This window comes from Croceivirga sp. ABH4_376, from assembly GCF_056160685.1.
The window spans coordinates 151,924-166,526 of record NZ_JBSWXQ010000002.1 but is presented as its reverse complement, the minus strand read 5'-3'; the positions used below and the strand labels follow the sequence as shown (position 1 = coordinate 166,526).

Genomic DNA, 14,603 nt, shown 5'->3' with positions numbered 1-14,603 from the left:
ACATTTTTCTATATAATTTCGATAAGCGGTATATTTAACCCTAATGGTTAGTATTATAATACCCTTTAAAAACACAGAAAACTATATAGCGGATTGCCTAAATTCTATTATAAATCAGGATTTTAAAAATTGGGAAGTTTTGGCAATAGATGATAATTCTACGGATAAAAGCACCGTGTTGGTAAAGGACCTAGCCAATAAGCACACCAATATCCATTATTTAAAAAATAAGGGCGAAGGAATTATTCCTGCTTTACAAACGGGATACGATAAAGCAACTGGCAAATTTATTACCCGGATGGATTCTGATGACATTATGACTACAAACAGGCTTAGTACAATGGTAAATGCACTAAGAAATACGGGGAAAGGCCATGTAGCTGTTGGCCAAGTAAAGTATTTTTCTGAAGAAGGTATTAGTGATGGGTATGCTAAATATGAAGCATGGCTAAATCAACTTACAGCACAAGGCACTAATTATGAAGAAATTTATAAAGAATGTGTTATACCCTCACCTTGTTGGATGGTCTATAAAACAGATTTTGAAGCTTGTAACGGATTTAACCCTCTAAGATATCCTGAAGATTATGATCTAACCTTTAGATTTTACGCTAGAGGTCTTAAAATAATTCCATGTGATGAAATTCTACACCATTGGAGGGATTATGGTACGCGAACCTCTAGAACCCACGAGCATTATGCACAAAACTATTTTTTAGATATTAAACTACACTATTTCTTAAAACTAGAATATTCTTTAAACAGACCCTTGGTTGTATGGGGAGCAGGTTTTAAAGGAAAAACAATTGCAAAAAAGTTGACTAAAAAACAAGTACCATTTACTTGGGTATGCGATAATCCTAATAAAATAGGAAAGAACATTTATGGAACTACCCTACAGCATTATTCCGGTTTAAAAAGTCTACAGAACCCACAAAGCATTATTACCGTTGCCAATGAAAAAGCGCAAATAGAAATTAGACACTTTTTAGACAAACAAGGACAAAGACAAGCATTAGATTATTTCTTTTTCTGCTAAGACCAAAAGCGTATCTTTGAAAATTAAAACACGGAATGCAGTTTAAACATCCTGAAATTCTTTGGGCGCTACTTCTACTGATTATTCCAATCCTCATTCATTTATTTCAACTTAGAAAATTTAAGAAAACCGCCTTTACCAATGTGGTAATGCTACAAAAGGTTTTTTCTGAATCCCGTAAGAGCAATACTTTAAAAAAATGGTTGCTGCTTTTATGCAGGCTAGCCATCCTTAGCTGTATTATACTTGCATTTGCACAACCTTTTACCGCAAATTCTTTGGCCTTAAAAGAAAAAGAAACGGTAATTTATATTGATGATTCTTTTAGCATGGAGGCAACCAACGATGGTGTTCCTTTATTACAAAAAGCAATACAAGAAGTTTTACAGCATGCAGATAGAGATGAAGAACTATCCATATTTACAAATACGCTAACGTACCAAAACAGTAAACTTTCCAGTCTTACCAATCGACTATTAAATGTTAAGGCTAGTGCTAACCAACTCAATAAAGAGCAAATTCAACTTAAAGCAAACTCGCTCTTTAGCAAGTCCAACACAACGGAAAAACAATTTATTGTTATATCTGATTTTCAGCAGGTTTTAAATTGGGACAATAACCCTTTACCTAGGGTTTCTACTTATTTAGTGCCTTTAAAACCATCTGTACAGAAAAATGCTAGTATAGACTCGGTATATATAGAAGATAAAGGTAACCCTAATAGATATACCCTAGAATTTAACGGAATTCCAGAAGGAGAGCAACTACCGCTTTCTATTTATCAAAATGATACTTTAATCAGTAAACTGGCCGCTGTTGGTACTAGCGAGCTTACATCAAAAATAACGGTAGACTTACCCAATAAAAAAGAATTGAATGCGCATGCTGTTTTGGTAGACAATTATTTGCCTTACGACAATCATTTCTATTTCACAAAAGATGCAACTTCCAAAATAAAGGTGCTGGCTATTTCTGATGGTAGTGATGACTTTTTAAAACGAATCTACACAGAAGATACGTTTGATTTTAAAGGATTTACGGCCACAGATTTAAATTATAGCCTTATTGATGAACAGCATACCATAATTTTAAATAATTTAAATAATATACCTGCTAATTTAATCACCTCATTAACAGGTTTTTATAAAAATGGTGGTTCGCTCATTGTAATACCGCCAGTAAAAATACCCACGGAACAATACAATAATTTACTGTTGCCATTAGAACGTATTTCTTACGGAGAAAACATTTTGAGTGGCCAAAAAATTAGCAACATTCAATTTAACCACCCATTATTCAAAAATGTATTTGAAAAAGAGGTGGCCAATTTTGATTTTCCAAGCGTAGAAAGTTATTATAACCTTAGTAACTACTCTGGTACGGCTTTGGCTTTAGATAATGAAAAACCATTTTTACAAGTTGTTAATAGACTCTATTTGTTTACCGCTAGTTTAGATATTAAGAACAGTAACTTTATCAATTCTCCACTAATAGTTCCCACATTTTTCAATATTGGTTTCTTTAGTTTTCCTAACCAGCAATTGTATTTTACAGTAGGTAAAAACAATAATCTAGCTGTAAACCAAACTAATGGCAATACAATTATAAAATTAAGTAAGGGTGAAAATGAAATTATACCATTACAACAATCTTTTGCCAAATACAACTTACTCAATTTTAAAGACGCACCTAAAAATGATGGTATATATACATTGCTCGTAGATAAAGAGTCTACCGGCACTGTTAGTTTTAATTATGATCGTGCAGAAAGTAGTCTAAAATATAGTGCTACAGAAACATATACCAATTTTAAGGTTTTAGACTCTATTGAAAACTTATTTACAGCTTTAAAAGCCGCTAATAATAGCACTGCCTATTGGAAATGGTTTGTTATTTTTGCCTTACTATTTTTGCTTTTAGAGGTGGTTATACAAAAATATCTATCATGAACGTACTGCTAAAATCGGCCAAGATTGTGGCGCCAGAAAAACCAGAATTCCACCTTAAAAAAAGAGATATTCTAATAAAAGACGGCAAAATAGCTTCTATTGCTTCTAAAATTGACAAAACCACTGTAGAAAACATTAATTACAAAAATCTGCATGTTAGCCTTGGATGGTTTGATTCTAGTGTGTGCTTTGGCGAACCGGGTTATGAAGAACGTGAAACAATAGTTCATGGTTTAGATGTTGCGGCCAAAAGCGGTTTTACGGATATAGTACTTAATCCTAACACAAAACCTAGCCCCAACTCTAATAGCACCATCATATTCCTAAAAGACCGTGCTAGCCAAAAACTTACAAACTTACACCCCTTAGGTAATTTTACCATAGATGCAAAAGGAATTGATTTAGCAGAATTGTACGATATGAAAAATGCAGGTGCCGTGGCATTTTATGATTATAAGAAAGCCATTGCCAATGCAAACCTGCTAAAAATAGGTTTGCAATATGCACAGAATTTTGATGGATTAATCTATTCTTTTCCCATGGATTTAAAAATTAAAGGAAAAGGTATAGTTAATGAAGGAAAAGTAAGTACAACACTAGGGTTAAAAGGTATTCCTGCATTGGCAGAAGAATTACAGGTTTCTAGAGATTTATTTTTATTGGAATATACTGGAGGTAAATTACATATACCTACAATTTCAACCGCTGGCTCCGTAAAATTGATAGCCGCTGCCAAAAAGAAAGGATTAAATGTAAGTTGTAGTGTTGCTATTCATAATTTAATTCTAACAGATGAAAGTTTAACTGAGTTTGAGACCAATTTTAAAGTGATGCCTCCCTTACGTACTAAAAAAGACTCTCATGCGTTGCAAAAAGCACTAGAAAATGGTACCATTGATTTAGTCACCACCGATCACACTCCAATAGATGTTGAACAAAAGAAGGTGGAGTTTGACAACGCTGAATATGGAAGTATTGGCCTAGAATCTGGTTTTGGAATTTTAAACAAGGTCATGGGAATGGAAACGGCCATTAGCTTGCTTACCAAAGGACGTTCTATTTATGGCATTGAAGAACCTACATGGAAAGAAGGAAGCAAGGCAAATTTAACACTATTTAATCCCGACGGAGAACATGTTTTTAATTCTGAAAAAATTTGGTCTGCTTCTAAAAACACTGCTTTTTTAAATACAAAAATTAAGGGCACTGTGTACTGTACTATCAATAACAATAAGTACATTAAGAACTAATGAAAAACGACATAAAAAACGGTAAAACTACTGCTATTGTATCCTACATAACTATAGTAGGCTGTTTAATAGCCATTACCATGAATTTAGAACCCAAAAATAGTTTTGCACGTTTTCACATAAGGCAGGCTTTTGGAATACATTTATTATTCCATGCAATGGCAATTGTAGCAACCTTTTCTGGTATTGCCGTGGCTTCTATTTCTACGATTCTATATATGTTTTATATGGCCATGTGGATTTTTGGCTTTGTACAAGTACTCAACGAAAAAGAAAAAGAGCTGCCCCTATTAGGTGCCTATTTTCAAAAATGGTTCACATTTATTAATTAAATTCCCCCAATACCATGATTAGCCAATCTTTATCCTTAGACCACTTAATTAGACCAAATAGCATAAAAAAAGCGGACAAACCGGCCGTAATTTTTTTATTGCACGGATATGGAAGTAATGAAGAAGACTTATTTTCTTTTGCGCCAGAATTGCCAGAAGACCAATTTATAATTTCTGTTAGGGCACCTTATAGTTTAGAACCTTTTGGTTATGCGTGGTACGCTATTAATTTTGATGCAGAGCACGGAAAATGGAGCGATGATGAACAGGCTAAAACTTCAATGGATAAAATATTAGATTTTATAGATGAAGCATGTGAAAGCTACAATTTAGATCATGAAGCGGTTACCTTAATTGGTTTTAGCCAAGGCTGTATACTTAGTTATGCCTTAGCGCTATCATACCCAAAAAAGATTAAACGGGTAATAGCCCTAAGTGGCTATATTAACGAGGCTATTTTAAATGAAAACTACGAGAACAATAATTTTTCGCAATTAAGTATATATGCATCCCATGGTAGTGTAGATCAGGTAATACCCGTAGAATGGGCTCAAAAAGCTCCAGAATTATTAGACAAGTTGGGGATAGACCACGAATACAGTGAATATCCTGTAGGTCATGGGGTTGCACCACAAAATTTTTACGATTTTAAAGCTTGGTTAGAACGTAAGTCTTAATTACTTCTGCTATAAAGCAAATGATCCATAAGGGTAAAATCTACGCTACGGTCATCGTTTATTTGGTATTTAATAATTAAGTCTCCCCAATATTTACCGTCACTAAAGTCAGTAACAATCCACTTGTGGTTTAGTACTTTAATCTTATTTAATTTAAAATCGCTATTCATACCCTCATATGGTATTAGCGGATTGTCGCCTTTCTGTTCATTTGTTTCCAATAATTTATCCTCAACATATCGCGTAGGGTTTTCTAGACCCAAATGGTCGTAAAAAGCCAATGCATCATCGTTATTATCCAAAGAAAAGTATTGCAAATCTGCTTGTTTTATCCGTGCGGCTTGTAAAGAATCTTCTAATTGCGTTACTGTTGCCAACAACTCATTTATCTTCTTATCATTTGCGGTAGATTTTTTATTACCGGTAACCAAGGCATAAAGGGCAATTAAACTGGCAAAAACAAATAAATAAAGAAATAGATTCTTTTTCATACTAGATTTCTATAGTTAAATTATCGTAGGCCAAATGTACATTTTCTGGTAGTTCTTTCTCCACTTCGGAATGAAAACCTAATAAATGGCTTATGTGGGTAAAATAAGTTTTTTTAGCGCCAATCTTTTGTGCAAAAGCTATTGCTTCTTCTAAATTAAAATGTGAATAATGCGGTTCTATCCGCAGGGCATTGATAACCAGAACATCTAAGTTATCCAACTTCTCACATTCTTTTGATTCCACCTTTTTAACGTCTGTTAAATAAGCAAAATCCTTAAAACGATACCCTAAAACCGGTAAGCGATTATGAAAGGCTTCTATTGGGGTAACTTTTAAATTGTTCAACAAAAACGTTTGGTCCTTATTTACCAAATTAATACCAACAGCAGGTGCACCTGGGTATCTATTCTCTGTTGCAAAAATATAATCAAAACGCTGCTTTAAGGAGGCTATTACCCTTTCGTGCGCATATACCGGTATATCTCCCTGCCTAAAAAAGAAAGGACGTATATCGTCTATGCCAGCTGTGTGATCAGAATGTTCATGAGTAAATAGAACACCGTCTAATTTAGGAATAGGGTGTTTTAACATTTGTTGCCTAAAATCAGGACCACAATCAATTACATAATTAAATTCTTTCCAAGATATAAGAACAGAAACTCTTAAGCGTTTATCTTTAGGATCATTACTCAAACATACTGGGTGTTTGCTCCCAATTATTGGAATACCTTGAGAAGTACCAGTTCCTAAAAATGTGACTTTCAACCTATCGCTCATGTATTTCAAAATTATAACATAAAAATTTAAAAGCTTTATATAACTTATTAACTTTGGCCTAACAAATTATTAGATATGCCCATTGCACCGCATAAAGAATACGAGTTTGAAAATATACCATCCATTAAGGCTAAAACCTTACGGATAAACTTAAATAACAACATTTACGGAACCTTTGCAGAAATTGGTGCGGGCCAAGAAACCGCACGTCATTTTTTTAGGGCCGGTGGTGCCTCTGGTACCATTGCAAAGGCCATGAGCGCCTATGATAAGGCCTTTAGTGATGCCATATATGGTATTGAGGAAGATGGCAGATATGTTACCCAATCTAGGCTACGTAAAATGTTGGCGTATGAAATGGAATTGGTAGAAGAACGTATTTCTAGGGAAGATAATCCAAACTACTTATTCTTTACCTACGCCAATACAGTGGCTACCATAGATTTTTCTAAGCGTTACAAAGGTCACGGGTGGATTGGTCTAAGGTTTCAATTAGACCCTGAGCAAAAGGAGTTTGATGAAATTATTCTACACGTACGTTTTAAGCAAAATGAAGCTAGGCTACAACAAGAAACCCTTGGTATTTTGGGTGTAAATCTTATATATGGTGCTTTCTACAAATTTGACAAGCCAAAGAAAATCCTAAAATATTTATACGATCATATTGATAAGGATACTCTTGAAATTGATATGATAAATTTCATGGGGCCAAGTTTTAGTCATGTAGACAATCGTTTAATGAGTTTGCAACTTATTAAAAATGACATGACAGATGCTGTAATGTTTGGACCAGACGGAAACAATCTATTACCTGCAGCCGTTTTATACAAAAAGAACATTTTAGCATTGCGTGGTAGTTTTAGGCCGGTTACTAAGGTTAATATGGATATGTTCCATAAATCGCACGATATTTTTATTAGGGAACCCACGGTAGACCACGATAATACCATTGTTATTTTTGAAATTACCTTGTCTAACCTAAAAGCTTCAGGAGAAATAGACGAGCAAGATTTTATGGATCGTGCAGAACTGTTGTGTTCTATGGGGCATACGGTTATGATTTCTAAATTTCAGGAATACTATAAGTTGGTAGAATACTTTAATAACTATACCAAGAATAAAATTGGACTCACGATGGGAGTCAACAATTTGGTAGATGTTTTTGATGAAAAATACTATCGCCATTTAAGTGGAGGTATTCTTGAGGCTTTTGGTAAATTATTCTTTAAAGACTTAAAAGTATACCTGTATCCAATGAAAGACCCGGAAACAGGACAAATACTTACCTCCAATAATGTACGGGTACATCCTAGGATGAAAGAATTATACAAATTCTTTAAGTATAACGGTAAGGTTATGGATATTATAGATTACGATCCTGAAATTTTACACATATTTTCTAGAGATGTTCTTAAGCGCATAATCAATAAAGAAGAAGGTTGGGAAAAAATGCTCCCAGAAGGTGTGGCAGATATGATTAAGGAAGAAAACTTATTCATTAGAAAAGAAAATACCTTACCAGAAAAAGAGAAAATTGATAAATAAAAAAAGCGGCTTTAAGGCCGCTTTTTTTTATTTCAAAATTTGAGCCGCATGCTCTTTTGTTTTAACTTTTGATATTACCTCATCTACAATACCTTCTTCATTAATTAGAAATGTAGTTCGGTGTATACCATCATATTCCCTACCCATGAATTTTTTTGGTCCCCAAACACCAAAAGCATTGATAACCGTATGGTCCTCATCTGCCAATAGCGGAAAAGGAAATTCATACTTATTCTTAAAATTAGCCTGTCTTTTCTGGGAATCCGCACTAACTCCCAAAAGCTCAAAGCCTTGTTCCTGTAGGGCTTTATAGTTATCCCTTAAATTACAGGCTTCTGCCGTACAGCCTGGTGTACTTGCTTTTGGATAGAAAAAAACAACTAATTTTTTTCCGCTGTAATCAGATAACTTCACTGTATTGCCATCCTGATCTACTGCGGAAAAATCTGGAACTTTATCTCCAACCTCTAATGTTTTCATAGCTTTGTATTGTTTAAAATATTTTCTTTCAAAATTAAACAATAATGACCAAAGCAGAGAAGGTAGATTTTACTATTAAAACGCTAGACAATTTATACCCTAAAATTCCCATTCCCTTAGATCATAAAGATCCTTATACCCTATTAATTGCGGTATTATTATCTGCACAAAGTACAGATGTTAAGGTAAATCAGATAACTCCCATATTATTTAGAGTTGCAGATAACCCATTTGATATGGTTAAATTAACCGTAGAAGAAATACGAGAAATTATACGGCCAGTAGGTTTATCTCCCATGAAGGCAAAAGGCATACATGGCTTATCACATATTTTAATTGATAAATACAAAGGAGAGGTTCCTCAAGAAATTGAATTATTGGAAGAACTGCCTGCAGTTGGGCATAAAACGGCTAGCGTTGTAGTTTCCCAAGCATTTGATATCCCTGCTTTCCCTGTAGATACACACATCCATAGATTAATGTATAGATGGGGATTTAGCAATGGAAAAAATGTGGTACAGACAGAAAAAGATGCAAAAAGATTGTTCCCAATAGAAATTTGGAACCGCTTGCATTTACAAATAATTTGGTATGGAAGAGAATATTCTCCTGCAAGGGGCTGGAATTTAGATAAAGATATCATCACCAAAACAATAGGAAGAAAATCCGTAATTAACGCCTATTTAAAAACAAAAAAAACCGCTAAAAAATAGCGGTTTTGTTTATTTGTATGGTTTGCGTCTTAATTTAAGACCGTTTCGAACTGCATGTTATCGTAGTTGATAACTTTCAATGATTTAGAGAACCCAAGTAGAAACTGAACCGTTTCTGGTTTTGCGCTAGCAATTCTACAAACTTTAGGTTCTTCAGAGTAAATTTTTTCCATATTCTAGCGTTTAAATTCTAAATAATAACGCCAGTAAAATGGATTTATTGTTGGTATCGTTCTAATGCCGATTAATTCGTTAAAACGATATTGTTGCGTTCAACTATCTTTCTTAAGTTGATTAAAGCATAACGCATTCTACCTAAGGCCGTATTTATGCTAACACCTGTGTTTTCAGAAATTTCCTTGAAACTCATATCCTTATAGATACGCATAATTAAAACTTCTCTTTGATCATCTGGCAACTCATCAATTAGTATTGATAAATCACTATCTATCTGATTTTTGATCATTTGCTTTTCAGCATTTAACTTATCGTCATGGATAACAGAGAAGATGTTGAAGTCATCACTTCCTTCAAATTTTGGCATTCTCTTGTTTTTTCTAAAGTGATCAATAATTAGGTTGTGTGCTATACGCATAACCCAAGGTAAAAATTTACCTTCCTCACTATACGATCCTCGTTTAAGTGTTTTAATTACTTTAATAAAAGTATCTTGGAAAATGTCTTCTGTAATGTCTTTGTCCAATACTTTAGAATAAATAAAGCTGGAAATTTTTTGGTTGTGCCTGTTAATTAGCACTTCTAGGGCTTTTTCATCCCCTTGGATGTAGTTCTTTACTAATACCGAGTCATCTATTTGCAGTTCCATACAAATTACTTTTTTTGGTTATAACAGTCCTGTCCTACAACTAGTTAGGAAGTCTATTGTTATTAGTTATTAAATAAAAAAGTAATTATTTACTGTATAGGCCTATCAGAGATTTAATTACACTTCAAATATAGATATTAGGTATACCTGTGAAAAAACTATGTTGTGATCTGCGGTATTTGTGATGTCAAAGTTAACAATATTGGTATAAACTGCATTCAATCGTATCTTTATTCTTTAATTTTCTGGTAAATGACCCTCATTAAAGACGTAAATCCTAAGCAAAATATAATCATTAAAGGTGCCAAACTGCACAACCTCAAAAATATTGATGTAGTAATTCCTAGAAATAAGCTAGTAGTTATTACCGGATTATCAGGTTCCGGTAAATCTAGTCTAGCTTTTGACACCTTGTATGCAGAAGGCCAAAGAAGATACGTAGAAAGTCTTTCTTCTTATGCCAGACAATTTTTGGGTAAACTAGATAAACCTAAGGTAGACTATATTAAAGGTATTGCTCCCGCAATTGCAATTGAGCAAAAAGTGAACTCTACCAATCCAAGATCTACGGTGGGTACTACCACAGAGGTGTACGATTACCTTAAACTCTTATATGCACGTATAGGTAAGACTATTTCTCCTATTTCTGGTAACGAAGTAAAAAAAGAAACCGTGTCCGATGTGGTAGACTATGTAAAGTCTTTCCCTGAAGGCACTAAAATGTTATTGCTTGCCCCCATTCAAATTAGCCAGGACAGAGATGCTTTAAAATCGTTGACCTTATTTTCAAAACAGGGTTATGCAAGGGTAAAATACCATAATAAGGTATACCGTATAGATCAAGTTCCAGAAGATATTGGTAAATCGTTTTATCTGGTTGTTGATCGTATTGTGGTAAAAAAAGAGGATGAAGACTTTTTAAACCGATTGGGCAATGCTGTGGATAATGCTTTTTTTGAAGGTAAAGGCAGTTGTATAATAGAGGACTTAAACACCAATAGCGAAACACAATTCAGTAATCAATTTGATTTGGACGGGATGAAGTTCTTAGAGCCAAATGTACACTTATTCAGTTTTAATAATCCCTACGGGGCTTGTCCTAAATGTGAAGGATATGGTGATATAATAGGTATAGATCCTGATTTGGTTATACCCAATACCGCTTTGTCTATTTATGAAGAGGCTGTTTTTCCTTGGCGTGGCGAGAGTATGGGCTGGTACCGAGAACAATTGGTAAATTCTGCATACAAATTTGATTTTCCTATTCACAAACCATGGTTTAAATTAACCGAAGCGCAAAAAGATTTGGTTTGGAATGGTAATCAGCACTTTATAGGGTTGCATAAGTTTTTTGACCAATTAGAAGAAAAAAGCTATAAGATACAGAATAGAGTTATGCTATCTAGATACCGCGGAAAAACAAAGTGCCCGGTATGTAATGGAAAAAGACTTAGAGAAGAAGCAAATTATGTGAAGGTTAATGAGAAATCCATTTCAGAATTAATTGCATTACCAATTAAAAATCTTATCCCGTTTTTTGATGATTTACAATTATCTGAGCATGATGCTGCTATTGCAAAAAGGCTTTTAAAAGAAATAACTACTAGATTATCCTTTTTGGATAAAGTTGGTTTAAGCTATTTAACGTTAAACCGTAAATCTAATACCCTTTCTGGGGGCGAAAGCCAACGAATTAACCTAGCAACTAGTTTAGGTAGTAGCTTGGTTGGTTCTATGTACATTTTAGACGAACCCAGTATTGGCCTACATCCAAAGGATACCGAAAATCTTATAGAAGTTCTAAAGTCATTAAGAGACCTTGGTAATACGGTAATTGTGGTAGAACATGATGAAGATATCATGAAGGCTGCAGATAGTATTATAGATATAGGACCAGAAGCCGGTACTTTAGGTGGTAATGTTGTTGCAACAGGAACCTTTGAAGCAATTTTAAATGCAGATTCATTAACCGCAAAATATCTTAATGGCGACTTGGAGATAGCTGTCCCCAAGGAGAGAAGAACCTCTAAAAACCATGTACAGATAATAGGCGCAAGAGAAAATAATCTTAAAAATATAGATGTAACCTTTCCCTTAAACATGCTTACTGTTGTAACTGGGGTTTCGGGAAGTGGTAAAAGTACATTGGTAAAAAAAATACTATATCCTTCCATGTTAAAAGAAGTTGGTGGGTATGGTGAAAAGGTTGGTCAGTTTTCTGAGTTAAAAGGCAAGTACTCGCAAATAAAACATGTAGAATTTGTTGATCAAAACCCTATTGGGCGTTCTTCTAGGTCAAATCCTGTAACCTATATAAAAGCCTATGATGATATTAGGGCGCTATTCGCTGCTCAAAAACTTAGTGTTCTTAGAGGCTACAAAACCAAGCATTTTTCGTTTAACGTTGATGGCGGAAGGTGCGAAAAATGCAAAGGAGAAGGAGAAATTACCGTAGAAATGCAGTTTATGGCAGACGTGCATTTAGTTTGTGATGTTTGTGAAGGTAAGCGGTTTAAAAAAGAAGTACTAGAAGTTAAGTTTGAAGAAAAAAATATAAATGATATTTTAAATCTAACAATAGATGATGCCGTTGCACATTTTGAAACGCATGGGCAGAAAAAAATTGTTCAAAAACTAAAACCATTACAAGATGTAGGTCTAGGTTACGTAACCTTAGGGCAAAGCTCTTCTACCCTATCTGGTGGTGAGGCCCAACGTATTAAATTAGCATCATTTTTGGTTAAAGGCAATACAAAAGATAAAGCGCTTTTCATTTTTGACGAACCAACTACAGGGCTTCACTTTCACGATATTAAAAAATTACTCAAATCGTTTAACGAACTTATTGAGAAAGGACACTCCATCATAGTTATAGAGCATAACATCGACTTAATAAAGTGTGCCGATTATCTTATTGATTTAGGCCCAGAGGGAGGTGAAAACGGTGGTAATTTACTAGCAGAAGGAACACCGGAAGAAGTGGTCAATAACAACGCTTCTTTTACAGCTAAGTATTTAAAAGATAAGATATAGAATTCAAGGTTCTTTTCGCTTTTTGGGTATTCCATAAATGTTTACAAAGCAAAAAAAGCTCATTTAAATTGATGTTGTGTTTTACAAATTAGGTTGCTAACTAAAACCAACGCCAACGTATCATATTGATTTTCATATATTTAAAAATAAATTTAGTTTTTGGCACGCTGTTTGTTTTGTTTTAGTGGAATGCAAATAATTGTATTCTTAATTTAAAACAGAACGTATGAAAAAGTTAGTACTATTAATGGCGGCAGTCTTGTTTGGAGCTACTAACATCCACGCAGAGACTTTGGAAGAATCAACAACAATCAGGTCTTACACATACGGCAACTCATTTATTTTTACAGAGGGTGGTATTACCTTCTCTGTATATCCAGATGGTGAATTTGATTTTTATATAGATAATCAGGTAAATGTAGGTGTAGGTGCCCGTATAGGTAACGTAGGTATCACCTTTAATTCTGGTTGGGATTATAATCCTTTTGTTCAATATGATGATTATGGGGCTATAATCCAAGTAGAGAACGTTCCTATTTTTTATGATTACTACGGTAGGGTATCCCAAATTGGAGATATAGATGTTTGGTATAGAAACGGTAGGGTTAGAAGATTGGGCGGACTAAACGTATTTTACAATGGAGGTGTAATAAGTCATTATACCGGTTTTATAAATATTTATAATAGAAGATATGTATATAGGCCTTTTCATAGATGGTTTGCGAGACCAGCTGTAGGTTTCTGCAACGTATACACAACCCCGTACAGAAGGTATTATGCACCTGTTAGATATACATGGTATAAACCATACAGAAACAATTATAGAAGGTCTTATGCACATATTGGTAAAGAGTATAGATATAACAAAGCAAGAAGAAGTACTATTTATAGAAACGATAATCGCGTAGCGGTTAACGATAGAGCGGTAAGAAGGTCTACAAATAGCGGTAGAAGTAATTTAGATTATGCAGCAAATAGGAGCACGACTAGAAGAGCTCCAGTTGCTAAGAATAACAAAAGCTATAGAAATAGTCAACGTTCTAGCGCTTCAAATGTAAACAGAAGTAATACTAAGGTTTCTAGAGGGCAAGCAACAAATTCTTCTAATAGAAACAATGTATATAGAAGAAGTAGTACTGCTCAAAGAGGTAATACAACCACAAAACGTACGGTAACAAAAACACCAAATAGGACAACCGTTACCAAACGTAGTATTACCAAAGCGCCAAATAGCAACCGTACGGTAACTAAAAAAAGTACATCTACTTATAGAAAGCCAAAAAGTAATACTTCTTCTAGAAGTTATTCTAACAGAAGTACAACTGCATCTAGGAAAGCTAACAGCAGCAGAACAGTAACTAAAAGAAGCACTAGTTCTGTTAAGAAATCTGTACCTAGCAGAACTAGTAGATCCTCAAGTTCTAGAAGTAGTAGCCCTAGGAGTACTACAAGAAGAATGCAATAAAAATTAGGTTGGTTAGTTGTTTAAC

Annotated in this window: 14 protein-coding genes; 9 read left to right on the top strand and 5 right to left on the bottom strand. The window is 34.3% G+C overall.

Annotation, left to right across the window (positions count from 1 at the left end):
* The first annotated feature begins 43 nt into the window (after window positions 1–43).
* Genes ACXAGS_RS04930 through ACXAGS_RS04910 form a run of 5 tightly spaced genes read left to right on the top strand, consistent with a single transcriptional unit; the run spans window position 44 to window position 5,247 of the window.
* Window positions 44–1,039: a glycosyltransferase family 2 protein gene (locus ACXAGS_RS04930; RefSeq protein ID WP_474905047.1), complete on the top strand. Its 996-nt coding sequence runs from the start codon at window positions 44–46 to the stop codon at window positions 1,037–1,039.
* A 35-nt stretch (window positions 1,040–1,074) separates the two neighbouring features.
* Window positions 1,075–2,988, top strand: coding sequence for a BatA domain-containing protein (locus ACXAGS_RS04925; RefSeq protein ID WP_474905045.1), 1,914 nt, complete (start codon window positions 1,075–1,077; stop codon window positions 2,986–2,988).
* Window positions 2,985–4,238 carry a dihydroorotase gene (locus ACXAGS_RS04920; protein ID WP_474905043.1) on the top strand — a complete coding sequence of 418 codons (1,254 nt, stop codon included), beginning with the start codon at window positions 2,985–2,987 and terminating at the stop codon, window positions 4,236–4,238. Before ACXAGS_RS04925 ends, ACXAGS_RS04920 begins: the two co-directional genes overlap by 4 nt.
* Complete coding sequence (locus tag ACXAGS_RS04915; protein ID WP_474905041.1) at window positions 4,238–4,570, top strand: hypothetical protein; 333 nt, start codon at window positions 4,238–4,240, stop codon at window positions 4,568–4,570. The genes ACXAGS_RS04920 and ACXAGS_RS04915 overlap by 1 nt, the downstream gene beginning before the upstream one ends.
* Before the next feature lie 14 nt (window positions 4,571–4,584).
* A complete protein-coding gene (locus tag ACXAGS_RS04910) occupies window positions 4,585–5,247 on the top strand; it encodes an alpha/beta hydrolase (RefSeq protein WP_474905039.1) in 663 nt (220 codons plus the stop codon).
* On the opposite strand, the gene ACXAGS_RS04905 is transcribed toward ACXAGS_RS04910, so the two are convergent.
* Both ACXAGS_RS04905 and ACXAGS_RS04900 read right to left on the bottom strand, forming a co-directional pair.
* Window positions 5,244–5,738, bottom strand: a complete 495-nt coding sequence (locus tag ACXAGS_RS04905; RefSeq protein WP_474905037.1) for a hydrolase — start codon at window positions 5,736–5,738, stop codon at window positions 5,244–5,246. The two genes, ACXAGS_RS04910 and ACXAGS_RS04905, sit on opposite strands and share 4 nt — an antisense overlap.
* 1 nt (window position 5,739) lies before the next feature.
* Window positions 5,740–6,516: an MBL fold metallo-hydrolase gene (locus ACXAGS_RS04900; RefSeq protein ID WP_474905035.1), complete on the bottom strand. Its 777-nt coding sequence runs from the start codon at window positions 6,514–6,516 to the stop codon at window positions 5,740–5,742.
* A gap of 75 nt (window positions 6,517–6,591) precedes the next feature.
* Here ACXAGS_RS04900 and ACXAGS_RS04895 point away from each other — a divergent pair, with 75 nt between their 5' ends.
* Window positions 6,592–8,061 (top strand): nucleotidyl transferase family protein, encoded by a 1,470-nt coding sequence (locus ACXAGS_RS04895; RefSeq protein ID WP_474905033.1) that lies wholly within the window; start codon window positions 6,592–6,594, stop codon window positions 8,059–8,061.
* A 27-nt stretch (window positions 8,062–8,088) separates the two neighbouring features.
* On the opposite strand, the gene bcp is transcribed toward ACXAGS_RS04895, so the two are convergent.
* On the bottom strand, window positions 8,089–8,541 hold the full coding sequence (bcp, locus tag ACXAGS_RS04890; protein WP_474905031.1) for a thioredoxin-dependent thiol peroxidase: 453 nt from the start codon (window positions 8,539–8,541) through the stop codon (window positions 8,089–8,091).
* A 44-nt stretch (window positions 8,542–8,585) separates the two neighbouring features.
* Between bcp and ACXAGS_RS04885 the strand changes: the two genes are divergently transcribed.
* Window positions 8,586–9,254, top strand: coding sequence for an endonuclease III domain-containing protein (locus ACXAGS_RS04885; RefSeq protein WP_474905029.1), 669 nt, complete (start codon window positions 8,586–8,588; stop codon window positions 9,252–9,254).
* 29 nt (window positions 9,255–9,283) lie between these two features.
* Here the strand turns inward: ACXAGS_RS04885 and ACXAGS_RS04880 are convergent, their stop codons facing one another.
* Window positions 9,284–9,427 carry a hypothetical protein gene (locus ACXAGS_RS04880; RefSeq protein WP_010517167.1) on the bottom strand — a complete coding sequence of 48 codons (144 nt, stop codon included), beginning with the start codon at window positions 9,425–9,427 and terminating at the stop codon, window positions 9,284–9,286.
* A gap of 71 nt (window positions 9,428–9,498) precedes the next feature.
* Window positions 9,499–10,080, bottom strand: coding sequence for an RNA polymerase sigma factor (locus ACXAGS_RS04875; RefSeq protein WP_474905027.1), 582 nt, complete (start codon window positions 10,078–10,080; stop codon window positions 9,499–9,501).
* Window positions 10,081–10,332: 252 nt separating this feature from the next.
* Here ACXAGS_RS04875 and uvrA point away from each other — a divergent pair, with 252 nt between their 5' ends.
* Window positions 10,333–13,113: an excinuclease ABC subunit UvrA gene (uvrA, locus tag ACXAGS_RS04870; protein ID WP_474905025.1), complete on the top strand. Its 2,781-nt coding sequence runs from the start codon at window positions 10,333–10,335 to the stop codon at window positions 13,111–13,113.
* Window positions 13,114–13,339: 226 nt separating this feature from the next.
* Window positions 13,340–14,578 (top strand): hypothetical protein, encoded by a 1,239-nt coding sequence (locus tag ACXAGS_RS04865; protein ID WP_474905023.1) that lies wholly within the window; start codon window positions 13,340–13,342, stop codon window positions 14,576–14,578.
* Window positions 14,579–14,603: the final 25 nt, after the last annotated feature.